The organism is Aeromonas sp. 600527, from assembly GCF_049175415.1.
GTDB classification, from domain to species: domain Bacteria; phylum Pseudomonadota; class Gammaproteobacteria; order Enterobacterales; family Aeromonadaceae; genus Aeromonas; species Aeromonas veronii_A.
Genome location: NZ_JAAKVA010000007.1, coordinates 113,750 through 130,453, shown reverse-complemented (window position 1 = coordinate 130,453; position 16,704 = coordinate 113,750). Strand labels below are relative to the sequence as shown.

General features: G+C 61.8%; 16 protein-coding genes. 7 read left to right on the top strand and 9 right to left on the bottom strand.

Annotation, left to right across the window (positions count from 1 at the left end; translation table 11 throughout):
• Positions 1-8: 8 nt before the first annotated feature.
• The gene (locus G5154_RS11265; RefSeq protein WP_421250962.1) at positions 9-3,191 is read right to left on the bottom strand and encodes a S41 family peptidase; all 3,183 of its coding nucleotides are present in this window, start codon (positions 3,189-3,191) and stop codon (positions 9-11) included.
• 282 nt (positions 3,192-3,473) lie between these two features.
• Between G5154_RS11265 and G5154_RS11260 the strand changes: the two genes are divergently transcribed.
• From G5154_RS11260 to G5154_RS11235, 6 genes are all read left to right on the top strand, one after another.
• On the top strand, positions 3,474-3,953 hold the full coding sequence (locus G5154_RS11260) for a L,D-transpeptidase family protein (protein WP_005343080.1): 480 nt from the start codon (positions 3,474-3,476) through the stop codon (positions 3,951-3,953).
• Between the two features lie 120 nt (positions 3,954-4,073).
• A complete protein-coding gene (locus tag G5154_RS11255; protein WP_216979548.1) occupies positions 4,074-4,781 on the top strand; it encodes an AzlC family ABC transporter permease in 708 nt (235 codons plus the stop codon).
• 1 nt (position 4,782) lies between these two features.
• Positions 4,783-5,118 carry an AzlD domain-containing protein gene (locus G5154_RS11250; RefSeq protein WP_108541394.1) on the top strand — a complete coding sequence of 112 codons (336 nt, stop codon included), beginning with the start codon at positions 4,783-4,785 and terminating at the stop codon, positions 5,116-5,118.
• Between the two features lie 122 nt (positions 5,119-5,240).
• On the top strand, positions 5,241-6,767 hold the full coding sequence (locus tag G5154_RS11245; protein WP_421250963.1) for a YjjI family glycine radical enzyme: 1,527 nt from the start codon (positions 5,241-5,243) through the stop codon (positions 6,765-6,767).
• A gap of 10 nt (positions 6,768-6,777) precedes the next feature.
• Positions 6,778-7,677 (top strand): YjjW family glycine radical enzyme activase, encoded by a 900-nt coding sequence (locus G5154_RS11240; protein WP_421244421.1) that lies wholly within the window; start codon positions 6,778-6,780, stop codon positions 7,675-7,677.
• A 123-nt stretch (positions 7,678-7,800) separates the two neighbouring features.
• Positions 7,801-8,124, top strand: a complete 324-nt coding sequence (locus G5154_RS11235; RefSeq protein WP_005343086.1) for a DUF1820 family protein — start codon at positions 7,801-7,803, stop codon at positions 8,122-8,124.
• A gap of 63 nt (positions 8,125-8,187) precedes the next feature.
• On the opposite strand, the gene G5154_RS11230 is transcribed toward G5154_RS11235, so the two are convergent.
• From G5154_RS11230 to G5154_RS11220, 3 genes are all read right to left on the bottom strand, one after another.
• Entirely contained in the window at positions 8,188-9,120 is a 933-nt protein-coding gene (locus G5154_RS11230) for a LysR family transcriptional regulator (protein ID WP_005343087.1), read from the bottom strand.
• A gap of 66 nt (positions 9,121-9,186) precedes the next feature.
• Complete coding sequence (locus G5154_RS11225; RefSeq protein WP_288727298.1) at positions 9,187-10,383, bottom strand: aromatic amino acid transaminase; 1,197 nt, start codon at positions 10,381-10,383, stop codon at positions 9,187-9,189.
• Positions 10,384-10,553: 170 nt separating this feature from the next.
• Positions 10,554-10,829, bottom strand: a complete 276-nt coding sequence (locus tag G5154_RS11220) for a metal/formaldehyde-sensitive transcriptional repressor (protein WP_005343089.1) — start codon at positions 10,827-10,829, stop codon at positions 10,554-10,556.
• Between the two features lie 71 nt (positions 10,830-10,900).
• On the opposite strand from G5154_RS11220, the gene dmeF reads away from it, so the two are divergent.
• Complete coding sequence (gene dmeF / locus G5154_RS11215; protein WP_421250964.1) at positions 10,901-11,860, top strand: CDF family Co(II)/Ni(II) efflux transporter DmeF; 960 nt, start codon at positions 10,901-10,903, stop codon at positions 11,858-11,860.
• Between the two features lie 160 nt (positions 11,861-12,020).
• On the opposite strand, the gene G5154_RS11210 is transcribed toward dmeF, so the two are convergent.
• The 5 genes from G5154_RS11210 to G5154_RS11190 form a co-directional block, all read right to left on the bottom strand.
• A complete protein-coding gene (locus tag G5154_RS11210) occupies positions 12,021-12,269 on the bottom strand; it encodes a hypothetical protein (protein ID WP_266135317.1) in 249 nt (82 codons plus the stop codon).
• A 66-nt stretch (positions 12,270-12,335) separates the two neighbouring features.
• Complete coding sequence (locus G5154_RS11205; RefSeq protein WP_421250965.1) at positions 12,336-12,908, bottom strand: DNA-J related domain-containing protein; 573 nt, start codon at positions 12,906-12,908, stop codon at positions 12,336-12,338.
• Entirely contained in the window at positions 12,905-14,692 is a 1,788-nt protein-coding gene (locus G5154_RS11200) for a sodium:proton antiporter (protein WP_337073641.1), read from the bottom strand. The genes G5154_RS11205 and G5154_RS11200 overlap by 4 nt, the downstream gene beginning before the upstream one ends.
• 190 nt (positions 14,693-14,882) lie before the next feature.
• Positions 14,883-15,404: an MltR family transcriptional regulator gene (locus G5154_RS11195; RefSeq protein ID WP_005354914.1), complete on the bottom strand. Its 522-nt coding sequence runs from the start codon at positions 15,402-15,404 to the stop codon at positions 14,883-14,885.
• A gap of 122 nt (positions 15,405-15,526) precedes the next feature.
• The gene (locus G5154_RS11190; protein ID WP_421263937.1) at positions 15,527-16,672 is read right to left on the bottom strand and encodes a mannitol-1-phosphate 5-dehydrogenase; all 1,146 of its coding nucleotides are present in this window, start codon (positions 16,670-16,672) and stop codon (positions 15,527-15,529) included.
• Positions 16,673-16,704 lie beyond the last annotated feature (32 nt).

Sequence of the window (16,704 nt, the reverse complement as noted above, 5' to 3'; positions counted from 1 at the left end):
GGGTGCTGTTACTTGGCGCTCGCAGGCAGTTGCTTGAGGGCGGCTTGTACCGCCGCCTCCAGCTGCGGGTCGCGTCCGGCCACCATATCGGCGGGGGTTAGCGGCACCTGCAGGTCCGGGATCAGCTCCTGATTTTCGTAGAAGGTGCCGTCCGGCTTGCGCAGCCCCAGTGTCGGAATGCCGTAGGCGAGCCCCGGAAATAGTCTGGAGTCGTGGGCGTAGACCATGGTGCCGGTGCCGGGTACAGGGTCGCCGACGATGGGGCCGACCTTGAGGGTGCGGTAGTACTCGGGGAAGGCGGAACCCTCCGAGTAGCTGCCTGCATTGACTAGCACCACCGAGGGCTTGGTCCACTGGCGGGTGGCGGCATCAGTTTCACCCTTACCCTGACGTGGCCAACTGCTGGCCATTCCCTTGGTGCTGCCGCTGCCGGTCAGAAACTCCACCAGGGTGTTGGCCAGGTAGCCCCCCTTGTTGAAGCGCACATCGACGATCAAGGCCTCGCAGTCACGTAGCCGGCCAAGGGCCTGTGCCACCAGCTCTTCATAGGCTGCGCTGCTCATCTCCGGCAGGTAGGCGTAGCCAACGCGGCCCTGGCTCAGGGTGGCCACCAGCTCCTGGCGCTTGCTGACCCAGTTGTCGAGCTGTAACCGATACTCCTGCTGCAGATCGATGGCGGTCACCTCCAGCTCGCTCGCTGCCTTGCCCTGCGGTGGCTGAACGGTAAGTACCAGCCGGTTGCCGGCCTGCTGGTTGAGGGCCTGATCCAGATCGCTCAGATTGGCAATCGGGAGGCCGTTGATGGCGAGCAGACGGGAGCCCGGAACAATGTCGCTCTCCTGGTCCAGCGGGCCGCCTGCCAGCAGGGCGGTGAGGGTCACCCCCTGCTCGTCATCCTGCCAGTACCCCCCCAGGCTGGCGGTTTCGTCCGCCATGCGCGGGAAGGGAGCCGGGCCGCTGCCCCAGGTGTGGGAGACATTGAGCTCGCCAGCCAGTTCTGCGAGCAGGTTGCCAAAGTCGCGGGGATTGCCGATGCCCGACAACTGGCGGCGGTAGGCGGCGACATAGCCGTCCCAATCCACCCCGTTCATATCGTCCCGATAGAATTCGTCCCGGGTGAGCCGGGTGATCTGATCGAAGGCGGCGGCCATACGAGCTCGCCAATGCAGCTGGTTTTGCAGGGCAAAGGGGGCGCTGTGGATCTCGCCTGAGTTGAGGTCGATGCGGGTGATCTCCCCCTCCCGAACCAGGGTGGCGAGGGTGGCTTGCCGGTTGAGGCTGGCCAGTACCGGGCCTGGCTGTTCGGCAAACAGCACCCGGGTATCACCTTTGCGCAGATCCCGGGCATAACCTTTGATCTCGCTCTGATCACCGTCGCCAGCCTCTTCGACCAGATAGATAAGCTGGTCATCAACGATGCGACTGGTCAGCAGTACCCCGGTGGGCAGTAGCTGCAGCGCCTCGCGATGGCCCAGTCGTTCACTCTCGAAGCCGTAGCCACCTTTGGGAGCCTCCCGCTCGGCCAGAAAGTCGGCCTTGGCGGCGCGACTGCTGTATAGGCCGAGCAGATTGTTACCGAGCGGTTCGCCATCGGCCCCCAGCACACCATATCGGGTCGATTGCCAGTAGAGGATAGCGCCATCCTGGCTCCAGACGGGAGAGCTATCCTGATAGCCGTTGAGGCTGACATTGACCGGTACCGCGCCGGGGCTGGCGGTATCGATGACGGCGATCTCCTGCTGAGCCGAGTCGGGGCGGAAGGTGAGCGCCAGATGGCGGGAGTCGGGGGCAAAAGCGAGAGAGACCTCGTGGCGTGACGGATTGAAGCTGGCAGGGACCAGCTCCCGCTGCTGGTTGCTCGCCAGATCCAGCAGATGGATGGCCTGACCATCCACCACAAAGGCGAGCTGTTTGCCGTCCGGGGAGAGCACAGGACGGCTGATCCCCTTGCCGGGAATGGCCAGCAGCAGGCTTTCGGTCAGGGTACCCGGTGCGCTGAACAGCCGCTCGGGATCCTCCTTGCTCAGCCGGTAGAGCGCTGCGTGTCCCTGCTGCTCCGAGAGGTAAATGAGGGAGCCACCTTGCTCTGCATAGAGCGGACTGGACTGTTCGCTTGGGGAATGGGTGAGCTGTCGCACCCGCTCTCGGCCAGGGTTAACGGCGTAGAGGTTGCCTTCGCTGGTCAGGATCAGCTCGTCTCCCTCTTCGCTGACCACCATGTCATCTGCCATCCCGGACGATACGCCGAGTTGATCGGGTTCGATGGCTATCTGCGGCTGAATAAGCAGTTTGCGTGGAGTATTGCTGCCCGCGTCGAGGCGATAGATCTCCCCTTGCCACGACCAGACCAGATCCCCCTTGGTCGAGGTACTCAACCCCCTGACCGGGTGACCCTGATAGTGGGTGAGCTGCAGCTCTGTACCGCTGGCGAGATCCCGGCGCCAGACGTTGAAATCGCCGCTGCGCTCACTCAGGTAAAAGAGAGCATCCCCCTTGTCGCTCCAGACCGGATCGGTGGCCGCAATCCGATCTTCGGTCAGTTGCTTATGCTGCTTGCCATCAAACAGCCAGAGGCGGGAGACGGCAAATGAACGCTGGTGTTTGCGAAACGGTTGATCCATGGCTGGCATCTGATAGGCCAATCTGGCACCGTGCGGACGCGCCAGAGTGGCAGGTAGCGGCAAGTCCGCTTGCAGCATTCCGCCACTAACCGGCGCCCAGTAGAGCGCGCCCCACTGAACCCCTTCCGCGATGAAGTGATCGGCTGTAGCCGAGCCCGGGCGCTGGCTGCTCAGCAACAGCCGTTTGCCATCGGCGCTGAAGGCTTGCGGCAGATCGGTGCGCGAATCGCGGGTGAGGCGCACCATCTCGCCGCCGCTGGCGGGCACCACGAACACATCTTCGTTGCCATAGAGATTGGCGGCAAAGGCGAGTTGTTTGCCATCGGGCGACCAGACGGGGCGCTGGCTCAGGTAGCCGCTGCCGGTGAGCGCTGTGGCGGGCCCCCCCTCGGCACTGGCTACAAAAATTCGCCCCTGCCAGGTAAAGGCGAGCCGAGTGCCATCGGGAGAGAGGGCAGGTTCGCGTAGCCAGCGCGGCTCTTCGGCTCCGGCTGTGCCGGTCAACAAGAGCAGGACGCTGGCCAGCAGCAGACGGGGCAGCGAAGAGTTCGGCAAGAAGTACAGAGACATGATGTCATCCTGAATCAGGTTCAAATGCTACATATTTACCGATCAGAGGCCTCATGGCCAGCCAGAAAATATAAGCTATCTTTTTGTTTTTATTATCAATTGGCCATATCAGCGAAGGCCGTTCATGGGCCATTCACCTCTCACCGCCAAGATATGTTTCATTGGGTCTATTGAGTATTGATGGCGATCCAATATCATGGCGCTCGCTCGCCGCTCGGCGGGCATCGTTCAGATGATCTGGTAACAAGAAAAGCCCGCACCAGAGGCTTGTCGAGGGATGGAATGAGAGCCGTATTACTGTGTTTGTTGGGGCTTTGGCCCGCATTGAGTTTTGCCTTGACCGAAAAAGCCGATTTGGTGGTGGTCAAGAAGTCGACCTATAGCCTGACCCTGATGAAGGATGGCAAAGAACTGAAGCGCTACTGGATTGCTCTGGGCCCGGCGCCCAAGGGGCACAAGCAGCAGGAAGGGGACCAGCGTACGCCGGAAGGGCGCTACACCCTCGACTACAAGAAGACCAATTCCGGTTACTACAAAGCCATCCATATCAACTATCCGAACCTGGATGATATCAAGCGTGCCAATGAACTGGGTGTTCGTCCGGGTGGTATGATCATGATCCACGGCCAGCGCAACAGCATTGGCAACCGCAGGGTTCAGCCCTCCAACTGGACCAATGGCTGCATCGCCATGCTCAACCACGAGCTGGATGAGGTGTGGAACGCTGTTGACCCGGGTACGCCCATCGTCATCGAGCCCTGATCCCCTTGTGCACGCCCGCGACTCCGCGGGCGTTTTATTTCCCGCCAGTGATGACGTGACAGCGCTTGCTGTCCCGTGCTAGTTTTTTCGGCTCGCTTTGGCTGTGACAAGGAAGATCACATGATGTCAGTAACGAGCTTGCCCGAGCGAACGGGGATGCTCTGGTGGCGCGCCACACTGGATATGCTCCCGCTCTCCATTTCGGTGATCCCCTGGGGGATCCTGTGTGGCGCTTTGGCGTTGCAGGCAGGGCTGAGTCCGCTTCAGGCTCAGCTGATGTCGTTGCTGGTCTACGCCGGAGCCGCCCAGCTCTCGGCCACTACCCTGTTCGGGGCGGGCACGCCCCTGCTGCCCATTATGGGCTCCACCATGGTGATCACTTCCCAGCATCTGCTTTACGGCTTCACCTTCCGCCGTGACGTATTGCCGCTTTCCCTGCGCTGGCGGGCCAGCCTTGCCTTTTTCCTGACCGATGAGATGTTCGCTGTGGCGCTGAAAGACCGGGAGCGCAGCGGCCGCTTTGACCCGGCCTACGCGCTCATCGCAGGATTCGTCTTCTATCTGTTCTGGAATCTGGCGACCCTGCTCGGCATCGCGGCCGGCCAGTACATCGATGGGCTGGACAGCATGGGGCTGGATTTTGCCATCGCGGCCACCTTCATCGCCATGACCATTCCCGCCATGAAAAACCTGCCCATGGTGGCGGCCACTCTGGTGAGCGGCGGCACAGCGTTGCTTACCAAGCCGCTGCTGGCGGAGATCCACATCATCGTCTCGGCTCTGGCTGGCATGGTGGTGGGCTATGTGCTGCACCGGATGAGGAGGTAGCGTGAGTTGGCTGATGATTGGCCTGCTGGCCCTGATCACCTTTTTCAACCGCTTCGCCTTCTTTTCTCGGTTGACCCGATATCAGCCGGGTGCCGAGATGGGGGCGTTTCTCGGCTTCTCGGCCCAGTCGGTGCTGACCGCCATCTGGTTGCCCATCGTCTTTAGCTACGAGCCGGGGATAGGTCTTGACTGGGATCCTGACTACCTGGCCGCCACCCTGTGGGTGATGCTCTTGACCCTGTTGCGGCTGCCGACTCTGGTTGTGGTGGTGGGCGGAATGGGGGGCTTCTTCCTGCTGCGCTGGCTGGGAGGCATAGCAGAGCTCTTGCCTTGGTGAAACGCGAGTCGTGATCTTGTGTAATGGATGTCATTATTCGACATCCGTCATGTCATGAATGTCACTTCAAAAAAGGCCTTTAAATGGTGAGGATATGGGCTCTGTCCGTGAAGGAGTGTCCCATGTCTTTGACCGAAACCTGTCAGCGCATTGTGCGCGATCCCCATCTCTCCGCAGCCCAGAAGAGCCATGCACTGGCACTGGCTGCCGAGAATGCATTGCCCTACCCCGACCTGCCTGCTGCAGTCGCCGAGGCGATGACGCAGGGATTTATCTGCGACATGTTCGAAGGGCACGCCCCCTACAAGCCACGTTATGTACTGCCGGACTATGACAAATTCCTGACTCAGGGCTCTCCCTGGCTGGAGCTGGCGGCGCCGCAGGATTTCGACGAGGCGCTCGATGCCCTGCGCATCCTCTATCACCATGTCCCCTCGGTCACCGGCATGCCGGTCTGGCTGGGGCGGCTCGACCACCTGCTGCTGCCCTTCGTCGGCGAACTGGATGACGAGACTCTCTATCGCAAGCTGAAGGGGTTCTGGGTCTATCTGGACCGGGTGCTGCCGGACGCCTTCATGCACGTCAACATCGGCCCCGATGACAACCGGATCTGCCGCCTGATCCTGCGCATCGACAACGAGCTCAAGCAGGTGGCGCCAAACCTCACCTTTTTCCACGATCCGGAGCAGACCCCGGACGATCTGCTGCTGCAGGCGGTGAAGAACATTGCCGAGTGCAGCAAGCCGCACATCGCCAACTACCCGATCCATCGCGATACCTTCGACCAGCGTGGTTTTGGTATCGTCAGCTGCTACAACGCCCTGCCGCAGGCGGGTGGCGCCAATACCCTGGTGCGCATCTCCCTCAAGCGGGTCGCCGAGCAGGCTCAGGGTATAGATGATTTCCTCGGCTGCCTGTTGCCCCACTACTGCCGTCTGGCCTCGCAACTGATCGAGGCGAGAGCCGCCTTCCTGCACGAGGAGTCCGGTTTCTTCGACTGCTTCCTGGTCAAGGAGGGGCTGCTGGATGAGGAGCGCTTTGTCCCCATGTTCGGCATCTACGGCATGGCGGAAGCGGTGAATATCCTGATGGATAAAGAGAATCTGCCAGATCGTTATGGACACGACGACGAGGCGAATCAGCTTGGCTATCGCATCTCGGCTCAGCTCTCGGAATATGTCACTGCGACGCCGCAAACCCACGCCTGGGGGGGGCGCGCGCTGCTGCACTCACAGGGTGGCCTCAGCATCGATGTGGCTGTGACTCCCGGGGTGCGCATCCCTTATGGTCATGAGCCGGATCCCGCCAGCCATGTGTTGGCGCTGGCGCCGCACCATAGCTATTACCACTCGGGGATCAGCGAGATCCTGACCCTGGATCCCACCATCCGCCAGAACCCGCAGGCGCTGTTGCAGCTCTGCAAAGGGGCGCTCGCCATCGGTATGCGCGAGTTCACCGCCAACGTGGCCGACAGCGATCTGGTGCGGGTGACCGGCTACATGATCCGCAAGAGCGATGTGGCTCGTTTCGCAGAAGAAGGCTCGCGCTTGCAGACCACCTGTCTCGGGGCCGAGGCGAGTGAAGTGACCGCCATTCGTCAGCGAGCACCGCGGGTAGTCGCCCACGAATCGACCATCTGCGAGTATTGAGTTCGCACCGATGGCTGATGTTTTGCCAACACGCAGCGCCCTGGTGAGCAGGGTGCTGCCCTTTTCTTGTGTTGACGGGCCGGGCAACCGGCTGGTGCTGTTTCTGCAGGGCTGCAACTTTCGCTGCCCCGGCTGCCATAATCCGCACACCATAGGGCTGTGCGACGATTGCGGTGACTGTATTGCTGTCTGCCCGAGCGGTGCGCTGACCCTTACTGAGGGCCGCCCCGGGAAATGCAGCGTGCGCTGGCAGGCGGCGCTCTGCACCGATTGCGATGCTTGTCTCGATGCGTGCCCGCGCAGCGCCAATCCGAAGATTGCCACCATGACGGTGACCGAGGTGCTGGACCTGCTGCGCCGCTACAGCCCCTTGCTCAGCGGGATTACCGTCTCCGGTGGTGAGGCGACCACCCAGCTTCCCTTCGTGGTTGCGCTGTTTGCCGCCATCAAGGCTGCGCCGGATCTGGCTCATCTCACTTGCCTGCTCGACAGCAACGGCTCGTTGGCCGAGAGCGGTTGGCAGCGGCTATTGCCGGTGCTCGATGGCGCCATGCTCGATCTCAAGGGGTGGCGTGACACGGTGCATCATTCGCTGACCGGCTATGGTCGCGAGCGGGTGTTGGCGTCTCTGCAACTGCTGGCACGTCACGGTAAGCTGACCGAACTGCGGCTGCTCCATGTGCCGGGCAAGAGCGATTTTCTGGATAAGAGCGGTGAGCTGGACGCGGAGCTCGCCGCTTTCCTGCTGCGGCTGGGGCCAGTACCTATCCGTATCAATGGTTTTCGTCATCATGGGGTACGTGGTGAGGCGAGTCGCTGGTCAGACGCGACCCGCAGCGAGCTGGAGTGGCTGGCGAATCGGTTACGTGCTGCTGGAGTGGGGGCCGTGACCTTGCCCCCTTTGATCTGAAGGGGCGAATCGATTCCCTGGTTGTGCAGTAAAAGCAAACAACTGTGACTTCTGTCTATTGGAGGGGACCTTGTGGCTCGTTATGATATTGCCCATCCGTCCACCCTCCACGACAGATAAATCATGAGTGAAAGCAAGGCGTTATATCGGGTTCAGTTTATTTGCCACAACGAGCGCTATGAGGTTTATGTGCGCGAGGTGAATCAGGGCCAACTGTTTGGATTTATCGAGATCGCCGATTTTGTCTGGGACAATCACACGGCGCTTATCGTCGATCCCAGCCATGAAAAGCTCAAGAGCGAATTTGCCGATGTGCATCACACCCTTATCCCCATGCATCAGGTGTTGCGCATCGATCAGGTGAAAAAGCAGGGGGCTGCCCGCATTACTGATCTGGGTAGCAATGTCGCCTCTTTCCCCAGCCCCATTTATACCAAACGTCCCTGATCCCTCATTGCCATGGATGTTTCGCCGTGGCGAAACATCCATCTCTTCTCGCTGTCACCTGGCTCAGGGCTCGACCAGCTCGCGACCCAGTTGCAGGATCCGCTGGCGGAACCAGTGGCGGGCCGAACCATCACCGGCCGGGCCATACCAGACCAGACTGTGACTCACCTTGCCGTAATCGAACGGTGCCGGGCGCATCACCAGATCCGGCTGACTGGCCATGCAGGCCGCCCATCCACCGATGGCGGTGAGGATCAGATCGGTCTGGGGTAGCAGGGCCGCCGCGCTGGCAAAATCGGGCAGGGTGGCGCCAATCTGGCGACGCACCTGTTGCTGGGCCAGACTCTGCTCGAAGAAGGGGTTGGCCAGCTCCTGATCCCGGATGGCGATATGGCGCCAGCTCAGATAAGCATCGAGATCCCAGGGCTTGGCGAGCGCCGGATGATCTTTGCGTAACAGGCAGACCAGTTTTTCTTCCCGCAGGGTCTCCCACACCAGCCCAGGCTGGCGCGGTAACGGCTGGCTCTGGTCATGGGGCAGGATGACGAAGTCGAGTTTGCCCGCTGCCAGCGCCTCCAGCCCCTGCTCATCCTTGTTCCAGATCTCCGGCACCATACCCGGCACCTCCTGCATCAGCTGACCCAGAATGGGGCCCACCGGCCAGGTCATCACACTCTCGCGCAATCCGAGCCGCAAGCTGCCCTGCCACTGCTGGGGGTTGAAGGCGTTCTGGCGGGTGAGGCCGTTCAGCTCCCCCAGCAGCCGATGTAGGGTGGGAGCCAGTCGCTCGGCCATGGGGGTGAGCAGCAGCTGGTTGCCCTGGCGATAGAGCAGTTGATCCCCCAGCAGATCCCGCAGCTGGTTGAGGGTCTTGCTGACGGTAGAAGGCGTGGTGCAGAGCCGCTCGGCGGTGCGGGTGACGCTCTGGTTGTCTAGCAGCAGATGCAGGGTGACCAGATGGCGACCTCCCAGCCGAGAGAGAGCGATCAGATCCATAAGTACTCCACAAGCGAAGGGAAGAGACAAGACAAAAAAGCCCCGCCGAAGCGGGGCTTGTGCGGATTAGCCCTTGAGCACAGCCGCCATGGCGTCGGCCACGTAGTCGACGTTGCGGCTGTTGAGGCCCGCCACGCACATGCGGCCGGAGCGCACCAGATAGACGGCGAACTCTTCGCGCAGTCTGTCAACCTGCTCCGGCGTGAAGCCGGTGTAGCTGAACATGCCGCGCTGGTTGATGAAGTAGCTGAAATCGCGGCCCGGCACCTTGGCGCTCAGCACCTCGAACAGCTTCTGGCGCATGGCCTTGATGCGGGTGCGCATCTCGGTCACTTCATCGACCCACATGGCGTGCAGCTCGGGTTGGCTCATCACAGCCGCGGTGATCTGGCCACCGTGAGTGGGAGGGCTGGAGTAGTTGCGGCGCACGGTGGCCTTCATCTGGCCCAGTACGCGGCTGGCTTCTTCGGCATCCTGGCAGATGACCGACAGGCCGCCGCACCGCTCGCCGTAGAAAGAGAGGTTCTTGGAAAACGAGTTGCTGACGAAGAAGCTGACGCCGGCGGCCACCATGGCGCGAATGGCATAGGCATCCTCTTCCAGCCCGTCACCGAAGCCCTGATAGGCGATGTCCATAAAGGGGATCAGGTTCTTCTCGACCACAAGTGCGATCACCCGATCCCACTGGGCACGGGAGAGATCCACCCCGGTCGGGTTGTGGCAGCAGGGGTGCAGCAGCACGATGCTCTTGGCTGGCAGGCTGCGCAGGCAGTCGATCATGGCATCGAACTGTACGCCGCCAGTGGCCGCATCGTAGTAGGGGTAGTCATGCACCTTGATGCCGGCCCCCTCGAACATCGCCTTGTGGTTGTCCCAGGTGGGATTGCTGACCCACACCTCGGAGGTCGGGAAGTAGCGCTTGAGCAGATCGGCGCCGATCTTCAGGGCGCCGGAGCCACCGATGGTCTGGATGGTGGCGATACGTCCCGCCTTGACCGCTTCATGGTCGGCACCAAACAGCAGGTGCTGCACCGCAGTGCGGTAGTTGGCGGCACCCTCCATCGGCTGGTAGGGACGCGGCGCCGGGGCGGCAGCGCGCTGGGCTTCGGCCTGCTGCACCGACGGCAGCAGCGGAATGCGGCCCTGCTCGTCGTAATAGAGGCCGATCCCCAGGTTCACCTTCTGTTCGCGGGTGTCTTTGTGGAAGGTCTCGACCAGGGTCAGGATGGGGTCGCCAGCATAAGCATCGACGTGTTCAAACATGGGGGGTCCTTGAAATTGACTGTCCAGTAAAACCGGCGGTCAGCCGGGCTGGACATCATGGCGCAAAGCTGGCGGTGGCTCAAGCCCGAAAGGGACGGGGGCTGGCGGGCAGACGCCGCACAGCCGTAAACGGGATGATGCGGGGTTGCCCTCAGCCTCGTTCACCGGCCTTACTTCAGATAGGATCGCAATACCCGCACTACTTGATCCAGATCTTCCAGCCGCTCGGCCGGGGTCGCCTCTTCGGCGCCCAGGTGCTCACGCATGTGCCCTTCCAGCACCTCCAGCATCAGGCCGTTGACGGCACCACGAATGGCCGCGATCTGCTGCAAAATGGCGGCGCAGTCGCTCTCCTGCTCAAGTGCGTGCTCCAGCGCGCCCGCCTGCCCCTTGATGCGACGTACCCGTGCCAGCAGCTTCTTTTTACCGTGAATGGTGTGTGACATGCAGGATCCTCTCGATCAATAAAACTATACTGGGGTATAGTATATTGCATTATCGTCCTCAGGAGAAATCCATGTCATCCCTTGTCTCATCCCACTGCCACCAACCCGTCGTCCACGAAGGGAATCCGCTGGCTGAACAGAAAACCCGTTGGACCGTGCTGCTGACCGTCATCATGATGGTGGTGGAGATCGGCGGCGGCTGGTTTTACAACTCCATGGCGCTGCTGGCCGACGGCTGGCATATGAGCTCCCACGCGCTGGCGCTCGGTCTCTCGGTGCTGGCCTATCGCGCCGCCCGCCACTTTGCCCGCGACCACAGATTCAGCTTCGGCACCTGGAAGATCGAGGTGCTGGGTGGCTTCACCAGTGCTCTCCTGCTGGTGGGGGTGGCCGGGCTGATGCTGTTCGAGTCGGTGTTCCGGCTACTGGATCCCAGCCCAATCCACTATCAACAGGCGATCGCCATCGCGCTGGTGGGGCTGCTGGTGAACCTGGCCTGTGCCTGGTTGCTCAAGGATGATCACAGCCATCATCACCACGGCCATGGGCATGACCACCATCATGAGCATCACGACCACGATCATCATGACCATGACGCTCACCACGGCCATCAGGATCTCAACCTGCGCGCCGCCTATATCCACGTGCTGGCGGATGCGGCCACTTCCGTGCTGGCGATCCTAGCACTGGTGGGGGGCATGCTGTGGGGGGCCGACTGGCTGGATCCCCTGATGGGCATAGTGGGGGCCGTACTGGTGGCTGTGTGGGCCTGGGGTCTGTTGCGTGACTCCGGTCGGGTGTTACTGGATGCCGAGATGGATACCCCGTTGGTGGGTGAGATCCGTGAGGTGATTGCCGACCTGCCGTATGCCGAGATCCGCGATCTGCACGTCTGGCGGGTGGGACAGCAACAGTATGCCTGCGTGCTCTCCCTGCTGATGGCGGCGCCTGTCTCCGCCAGCGAGATCCGCGCGCGGTTGGCGATACATGAAGAGCTGGTCCATGTAACCATAGAGATAGCCACTCCATAGCCAGACTTATAGCTGTCTATGCCAGATAGCGTGCAACTTGCACTCTGCAACACGAGCAAATCGAAGCGGTTGTTTCTGGGGAGGCCTGTGGCAGGCAAGTGCTGACTATATGCCTGGTACAAGCCTCACCGTAGCCAAGGGTGAGATGTGACGGTTTGAGTTAACGTTCGAAGAAGCGATAGAGGTGTTCTACCTGCATCGGGCAGTCAGCTACCAGATGCACATGATCGCGGGCCTGCTCGACCGTATCGAAACTGACCGGGCAGCCGAGGGTGTCGGTCAGCTCGTAGAGAGCGCCATCATTGCCTCTGAATTCGATGAGCCAGCCGGGGATGGCCACGTCGTGGAGTATTTCGGCCTCTTGCAGGATCTGTTGTTGATAGAGCTTGCGAAGTTCACTGACTGTCATGATGCTCTCCTGTGAAGGGGGATTCAGCTCCAGTCTATGCCTCTCTTTGTGCGGACGGCAACCGGATCATCCCCGCAGGACCTCCCGGGCCCAGCGGATACGGATAAAGGTCTCGGCATTACCACCCCGATCCGGATGGTGCTGCAATGCCAGCTCCCGCCAGCGGCGGCGGATCGCCTCCTGACTCGCCCCTTCATTCAACTCGAACAGGGCCAGCGCCTCGGCTTTGTGCCCCTCACCGTCATAAGCGTGCCAGAAGCGGTTGAGCAGGGCCTCTACTTCGGCACGATCGGTCTGCCAGAACACCTGCCAGTCGAGATAGTAGCTACGCAGATTTTCGCTAAGGGCAAAGCCGTGGTTGACCTCCTGGTTCCCGGCCAGCGGTTCGAGCCGGATATCCAGGGTGCTGATCACTAGCCACCATCCTTCTTGCCTGAGCTCGGCCTGCAACTGGTAGAGGGCGTTCATGATCAGGAAGTTGACCCGAAACAGCTGCAACTGCTCGTCGTCGGCCAGCCGGGGGATCGCCCCCTGCTGGCGCAGGGCGGCCATCAGTTCATGCACCTTGTAGCTGCCCGCCGCCTGTTGCAGCAGCACCAGCAGAGGGGCGATCAGCGGATTATGGTTGGCTTCGTTCATTCGGCGCCCTGCTCTCTGGGCGGCTGCAGGGCGATCAGCAGCTCACCCGCCTGCGGAGTGACGGGGCCGGTAACGATCTGGGGCTTGCCCTTGCCATCCATGATGAAGAGCGGGATGGCGCCGGGATTGGCGGTCTGATACTGGGCCCAGTCGAACGCCTCGCTCAGGCGGGTCGCCTTGATCTGGCCGCCCCGGCTCAGCAGGCTGCTCAGCCGGGCATAGTTGATGTCGGGGCCGAACAGGTTCTGGCGAGCGCGAAAGGTGGCGCTCTCCCGGTTGGCCTTGCCGTGCTGCTCGCTGGAGCGCAGGGAGTAGACCTGCTCCTCGCCGTAGAGGTGGGCAAAGTGCAGCACCCCGAGGGCGTTGTTGTGGCGGTTGGGGGAGAGCGCCAGCACGGTACTGATGCTGGTAAGCGGCAGGTGCAGCTCGGCATGTTCCGACTGGGGGTTGCCGAAATAGCAGGGGAGGTTGCTCATCCGTGCCTGTTTGCAGAACTCCCAGGCGGGATCGCAGAGCTGTACCGGCACCCCCTGATCCGCCAGCGCCCGGCCTATGGCCCGCGCCACCGAGTTGGCCCCTATGATGAGCCAGGTGTTGGGGGCGCTCTGGCGCATCTTGAGCAGGCTGGCCAGCGGTGCCGAGGTGAGGCTCTGCAACACCACGGTGGAGATGATCACTGCAAATACCAGCGGCACCAGCTTGTCGGCATCGGGGATCTCGGCCTGATGCAGACTGATGGCGAACGAGGCGCTGACCGCCGCCGCAACGATACCGCGCGGGGCGATCCAGCTCAGCAGGGCGCGAGCCCGCCAGGAGAGATCCGAGCCCCAGGTCGAGACCAGAATACAGAGCGGACGCGCTACGAATTGCACCACGCAGAGCAGCGCCAGCACCATGGGGCCGAGCTGCCAGAGCTGGGCCAGATCGAGGCGCGCCGCCAGCAGGATAAACAGGCTGGAGATAAGGATGACAGCGAGGTCTTCTTTGAATGCCAGCACCTCCTCGAGATCCAGCCCCTCCTGATTGGCGAGCCAGATGCCGAACACGGTCACCGCCAGCAGACCGGATTCGTGGCTGAGCCAGTTGGAGAGACTGAAAGTGACCAGCACCAGCGCCAGCACGCCGAACTTGTGCAGACTGACCGGCAGCCAGTCCTTGCGAATGAGCAGGGTTGTGAGCCAACCAGCCGTCCCCCCGATCAGGGAGCCGACCAGCACTGTCTTGCCCAGCGCCAACAGGGTATGGCTGATGAGGTCTCCCTGACTGCCGAGGCGTACCGCCTCGAACACCAGCACCGCAAACAGGGCGCCGATGGGGTCGATGACGATCCCCTCCCAGCGCAGGATCCTGTCCACCTCCCGGGTGGGGCGGATCACGTTGAGCATGGGGGCGATCACCGTCGGGCCCGTTACTACCAGTACCGCGCCGAGCATGGTGGCGACCCGCCAGTCCAGCCCCAGCAGGAAGTAACCGGCGCTGCCGATGACGGCGAAACTGACCAGCATGCCGGTGGAGCAGAGATTGCGCACCACCTTGCCGATCCCCTTGAGCTCGGCCAGATGAAGGGTCAACGCCCCCTCGAACAGGATGATGGCCACCGACAGGGAGACCAGCGGAAACAGCAGATCCCCGAGCAGGGCATCGGGGTCGAGCAGGCCGCTGACCGGGCCCAGAGTCAGGCCGGTGAGCAGCAGAAACAGGATGGCGGGTACCCGCAGCGACCAGGCAAGCCATTGGGCCAGCACGGAGACCAGGGCGATCCCGGCCAGAGAGAGGGCAATCATGCAGACCTCGATTCAGGCAGTGAGTATGGAGCTAGTGTAGTGGCTAAGTTGGTCAGATTGACACCCGAAGGAGCGTGCATCATGGCCGGGATGGGGAGATGTGCGACAGTCGGCGTCATGGTGGCTGGCGGTGTTGTGCAGGGCGCCAGCCAGATGCCAACCGTGGTGATGGGGTGGCCTCGGGGCCGGATTAGATGGGGCTCTCCTTGTGGAGTTCGCCGACACAGTCGGCCAGCGCCAGTACCAGTGCGGAGCGCACCATCTGATCGAGCCGGTTGAGCTGCATCTGGTAGAAGGCCCAATCCTCTTCGCTGGCAGGGGGCTCCAGCTTCATCATGCCGCCCTGATTGACCCCGTGCAGGCGGTCGAGCAGATCGCGGATCGGCTTGTCGCTGAAGCGGTAATCCTTGGGGTCGCGCACCAGAAAGTCGCGGATCTTGAGATAGGCTTCCAGATCCTGATAGCGCTCGAGGGAGATGAGGCCGAGGGCGAAGATGAGCTTGAGGCGCACCTCCAGCTGGCCGAGGGGGCCGCTCTGGTTGAGCAGGGGTTCGATGGCGTATTTGACGGCATACTCCTCCTGACGAAAGGCGCGTCGCATCAGGGAGTCGACCGCTTCTTCCAGGATGGTCACGGCTTCGAGAAAGAAGCCGCGGGGGCCATCCTGCTCGTTCAGTCGTTCCAGTACTTCATCTTCCTGGTGTGTGGTCATAGGTGCATTGGGTCCAGCTGACAGGGAGAGAGTCAGCCTCTCTCCCGGTTTTTATCATATGGGGCGCATTTCCTTGCGATTCAATCAATTGGAGCATCCGGTCATGCGCCGCCAGCAGGGTATTACAAGGTCTCGTAACGAGCCACTATGGTGCGGACGATTTCGCTCTCTGCATCCAGTCCGGTGATGCGGGCCAACGCTTTGGCCGGTCCAAGCTCCGCCAGCAGCTGTTGCAGCTCGACCGCCTGCTGATCATCGGCATTGCGATAGTGGAGCGCCGCGGCGATCCCCTCCTGCAACTGCTCGTTGGGCAGGCCGTACTCCAGGGTGCCGAGCAGCGGCTTCACCAGCCTATCCCCCGCCGCCAGCTTGCGCAGTGGCTGACGGCCGACCCGGTCAATCTCGTCCACCAGATAGGGGTTGGCGAAGCGGGCCAGGATCTTCTCGATATAGGCGGCGTGCAGGCGCGGGTCGAAGCCGTAGCGTTTCACCAGCACGGCACCGCTCTCCTCCATGGCGCGGCGCACCTTGCTGCGGATCACCGGATCCTCGATCGCCTCGCGCACGGTGCGATAACCCCGCAACTTGCCGAGATAGGCGGTGACGATGTGGCCGGTGTTGAGGGTGAACAGCTTGCGCTCGACGAAGGCCATCAGGTTGTCGGTGGGCTCCATGCCCGCCACCTGTGGCAGTTCCCCCTTGAACTGGGTCTGGTCGACGATCCACTCGCTGAAGCTCTCGACCGTCACTTCCAGCGGGTCATCGTTGGCAGCCGCGGCGGGCGGCACGATGCGATCCACCGCCGAGTCGACGAAGCCGATGCAGGATTCGAGCGTGGCATGATACGCGACCGGCAGGTACTTGAGTACCTCCTGCTTGAGGTGGCTGGTGCCGCGCACCATGTTTTCGCAGGCGATGACATTGAGCGGTGTCAGGTTGCCGGCATCGAAGCGGGCCTGCAGCCCCTTGGCCAGGGTGCTGGCAATCTTGTCCAGAATGTTGGGGCCGACCGCAGTAGTAACCAGATCGGCGGTGATGATACGGGCGATCACCTCGTGACCGGCGGAGCTGACTGCAGCCACGTTGCGTACCACGTCCAGCTTCTGATCCGCACCCACCACATGAACCTTGTACTCCTGACGGTGGTTGAGCTGATCGATCAGGGTGTCGTTGACGTCGGCGAAGGTGACCTGATGGCTGGCATCCGCCAGCACTTTGCCGATAAAGCCGCGACCTATGTTACCAGCACCAAAATGCAATGTTTTCATGATATTAACCTCTTGAACCAAAGACGATGAAA

Bases quoted from the DNA above. Each gene is read 5' to 3' on its own strand.
- G5154_RS11265 (WP_421250962.1), bottom strand. From the start codon at position 3,191: ATGTCTCTGTACTTCTTGCCGAACTCTTCGCTGCCCCGTCTGCTGCTG.
- G5154_RS11260 (WP_005343080.1), top strand. From the start codon at position 3,474: ATGAGAGCCGTATTACTGTGTTTGTTGGGGCTTTGGCCCGCATTGAGT.
- G5154_RS11255 (WP_216979548.1), top strand. From the start codon at position 4,074: ATGATGTCAGTAACGAGCTTGCCCGAGCGAACGGGGATGCTCTGGTGG.
- G5154_RS11245 (WP_421250963.1), top strand. From the start codon at position 5,241: ATGTCTTTGACCGAAACCTGTCAGCGCATTGTGCGCGATCCCCATCTC.
- G5154_RS11240 (WP_421244421.1), top strand. From the start codon at position 6,778: ATGGCTGATGTTTTGCCAACACGCAGCGCCCTGGTGAGCAGGGTGCTG.
- G5154_RS11235 (WP_005343086.1), top strand. From the start codon at position 7,801: ATGAGTGAAAGCAAGGCGTTATATCGGGTTCAGTTTATTTGCCACAAC.
- G5154_RS11230 (WP_005343087.1), bottom strand. From the start codon at position 9,120: ATGGATCTGATCGCTCTCTCTCGGCTGGGAGGTCGCCATCTGGTCACC.
- G5154_RS11225 (WP_288727298.1), bottom strand. From the start codon at position 10,383: ATGTTTGAACACGTCGATGCTTATGCTGGCGACCCCATCCTGACCCTG.
- G5154_RS11220 (WP_005343089.1), bottom strand. From the start codon at position 10,829: ATGTCACACACCATTCACGGTAAAAAGAAGCTGCTGGCACGGGTACGT.
- dmeF (WP_421250964.1), top strand. From the start codon at position 10,901: ATGTCATCCCTTGTCTCATCCCACTGCCACCAACCCGTCGTCCACGAA.
- G5154_RS11210 (WP_266135317.1), bottom strand. From the start codon at position 12,269: ATGACAGTCAGTGAACTTCGCAAGCTCTATCAACAACAGATCCTGCAA.
- G5154_RS11205 (WP_421250965.1), bottom strand. From the start codon at position 12,908: ATGAACGAAGCCAACCATAATCCGCTGATCGCCCCTCTGCTGGTGCTG.
- G5154_RS11200 (WP_337073641.1), bottom strand. From the start codon at position 14,692: ATGATTGCCCTCTCTCTGGCCGGGATCGCCCTGGTCTCCGTGCTGGCC.
- G5154_RS11195 (WP_005354914.1), bottom strand. From the start codon at position 15,404: ATGACCACACACCAGGAAGATGAAGTACTGGAACGACTGAACGAGCAG.
- G5154_RS11190 (WP_421263937.1), bottom strand. From the start codon at position 16,672: ATGAAAACATTGCATTTTGGTGCTGGTAACATAGGTCGCGGCTTTATC.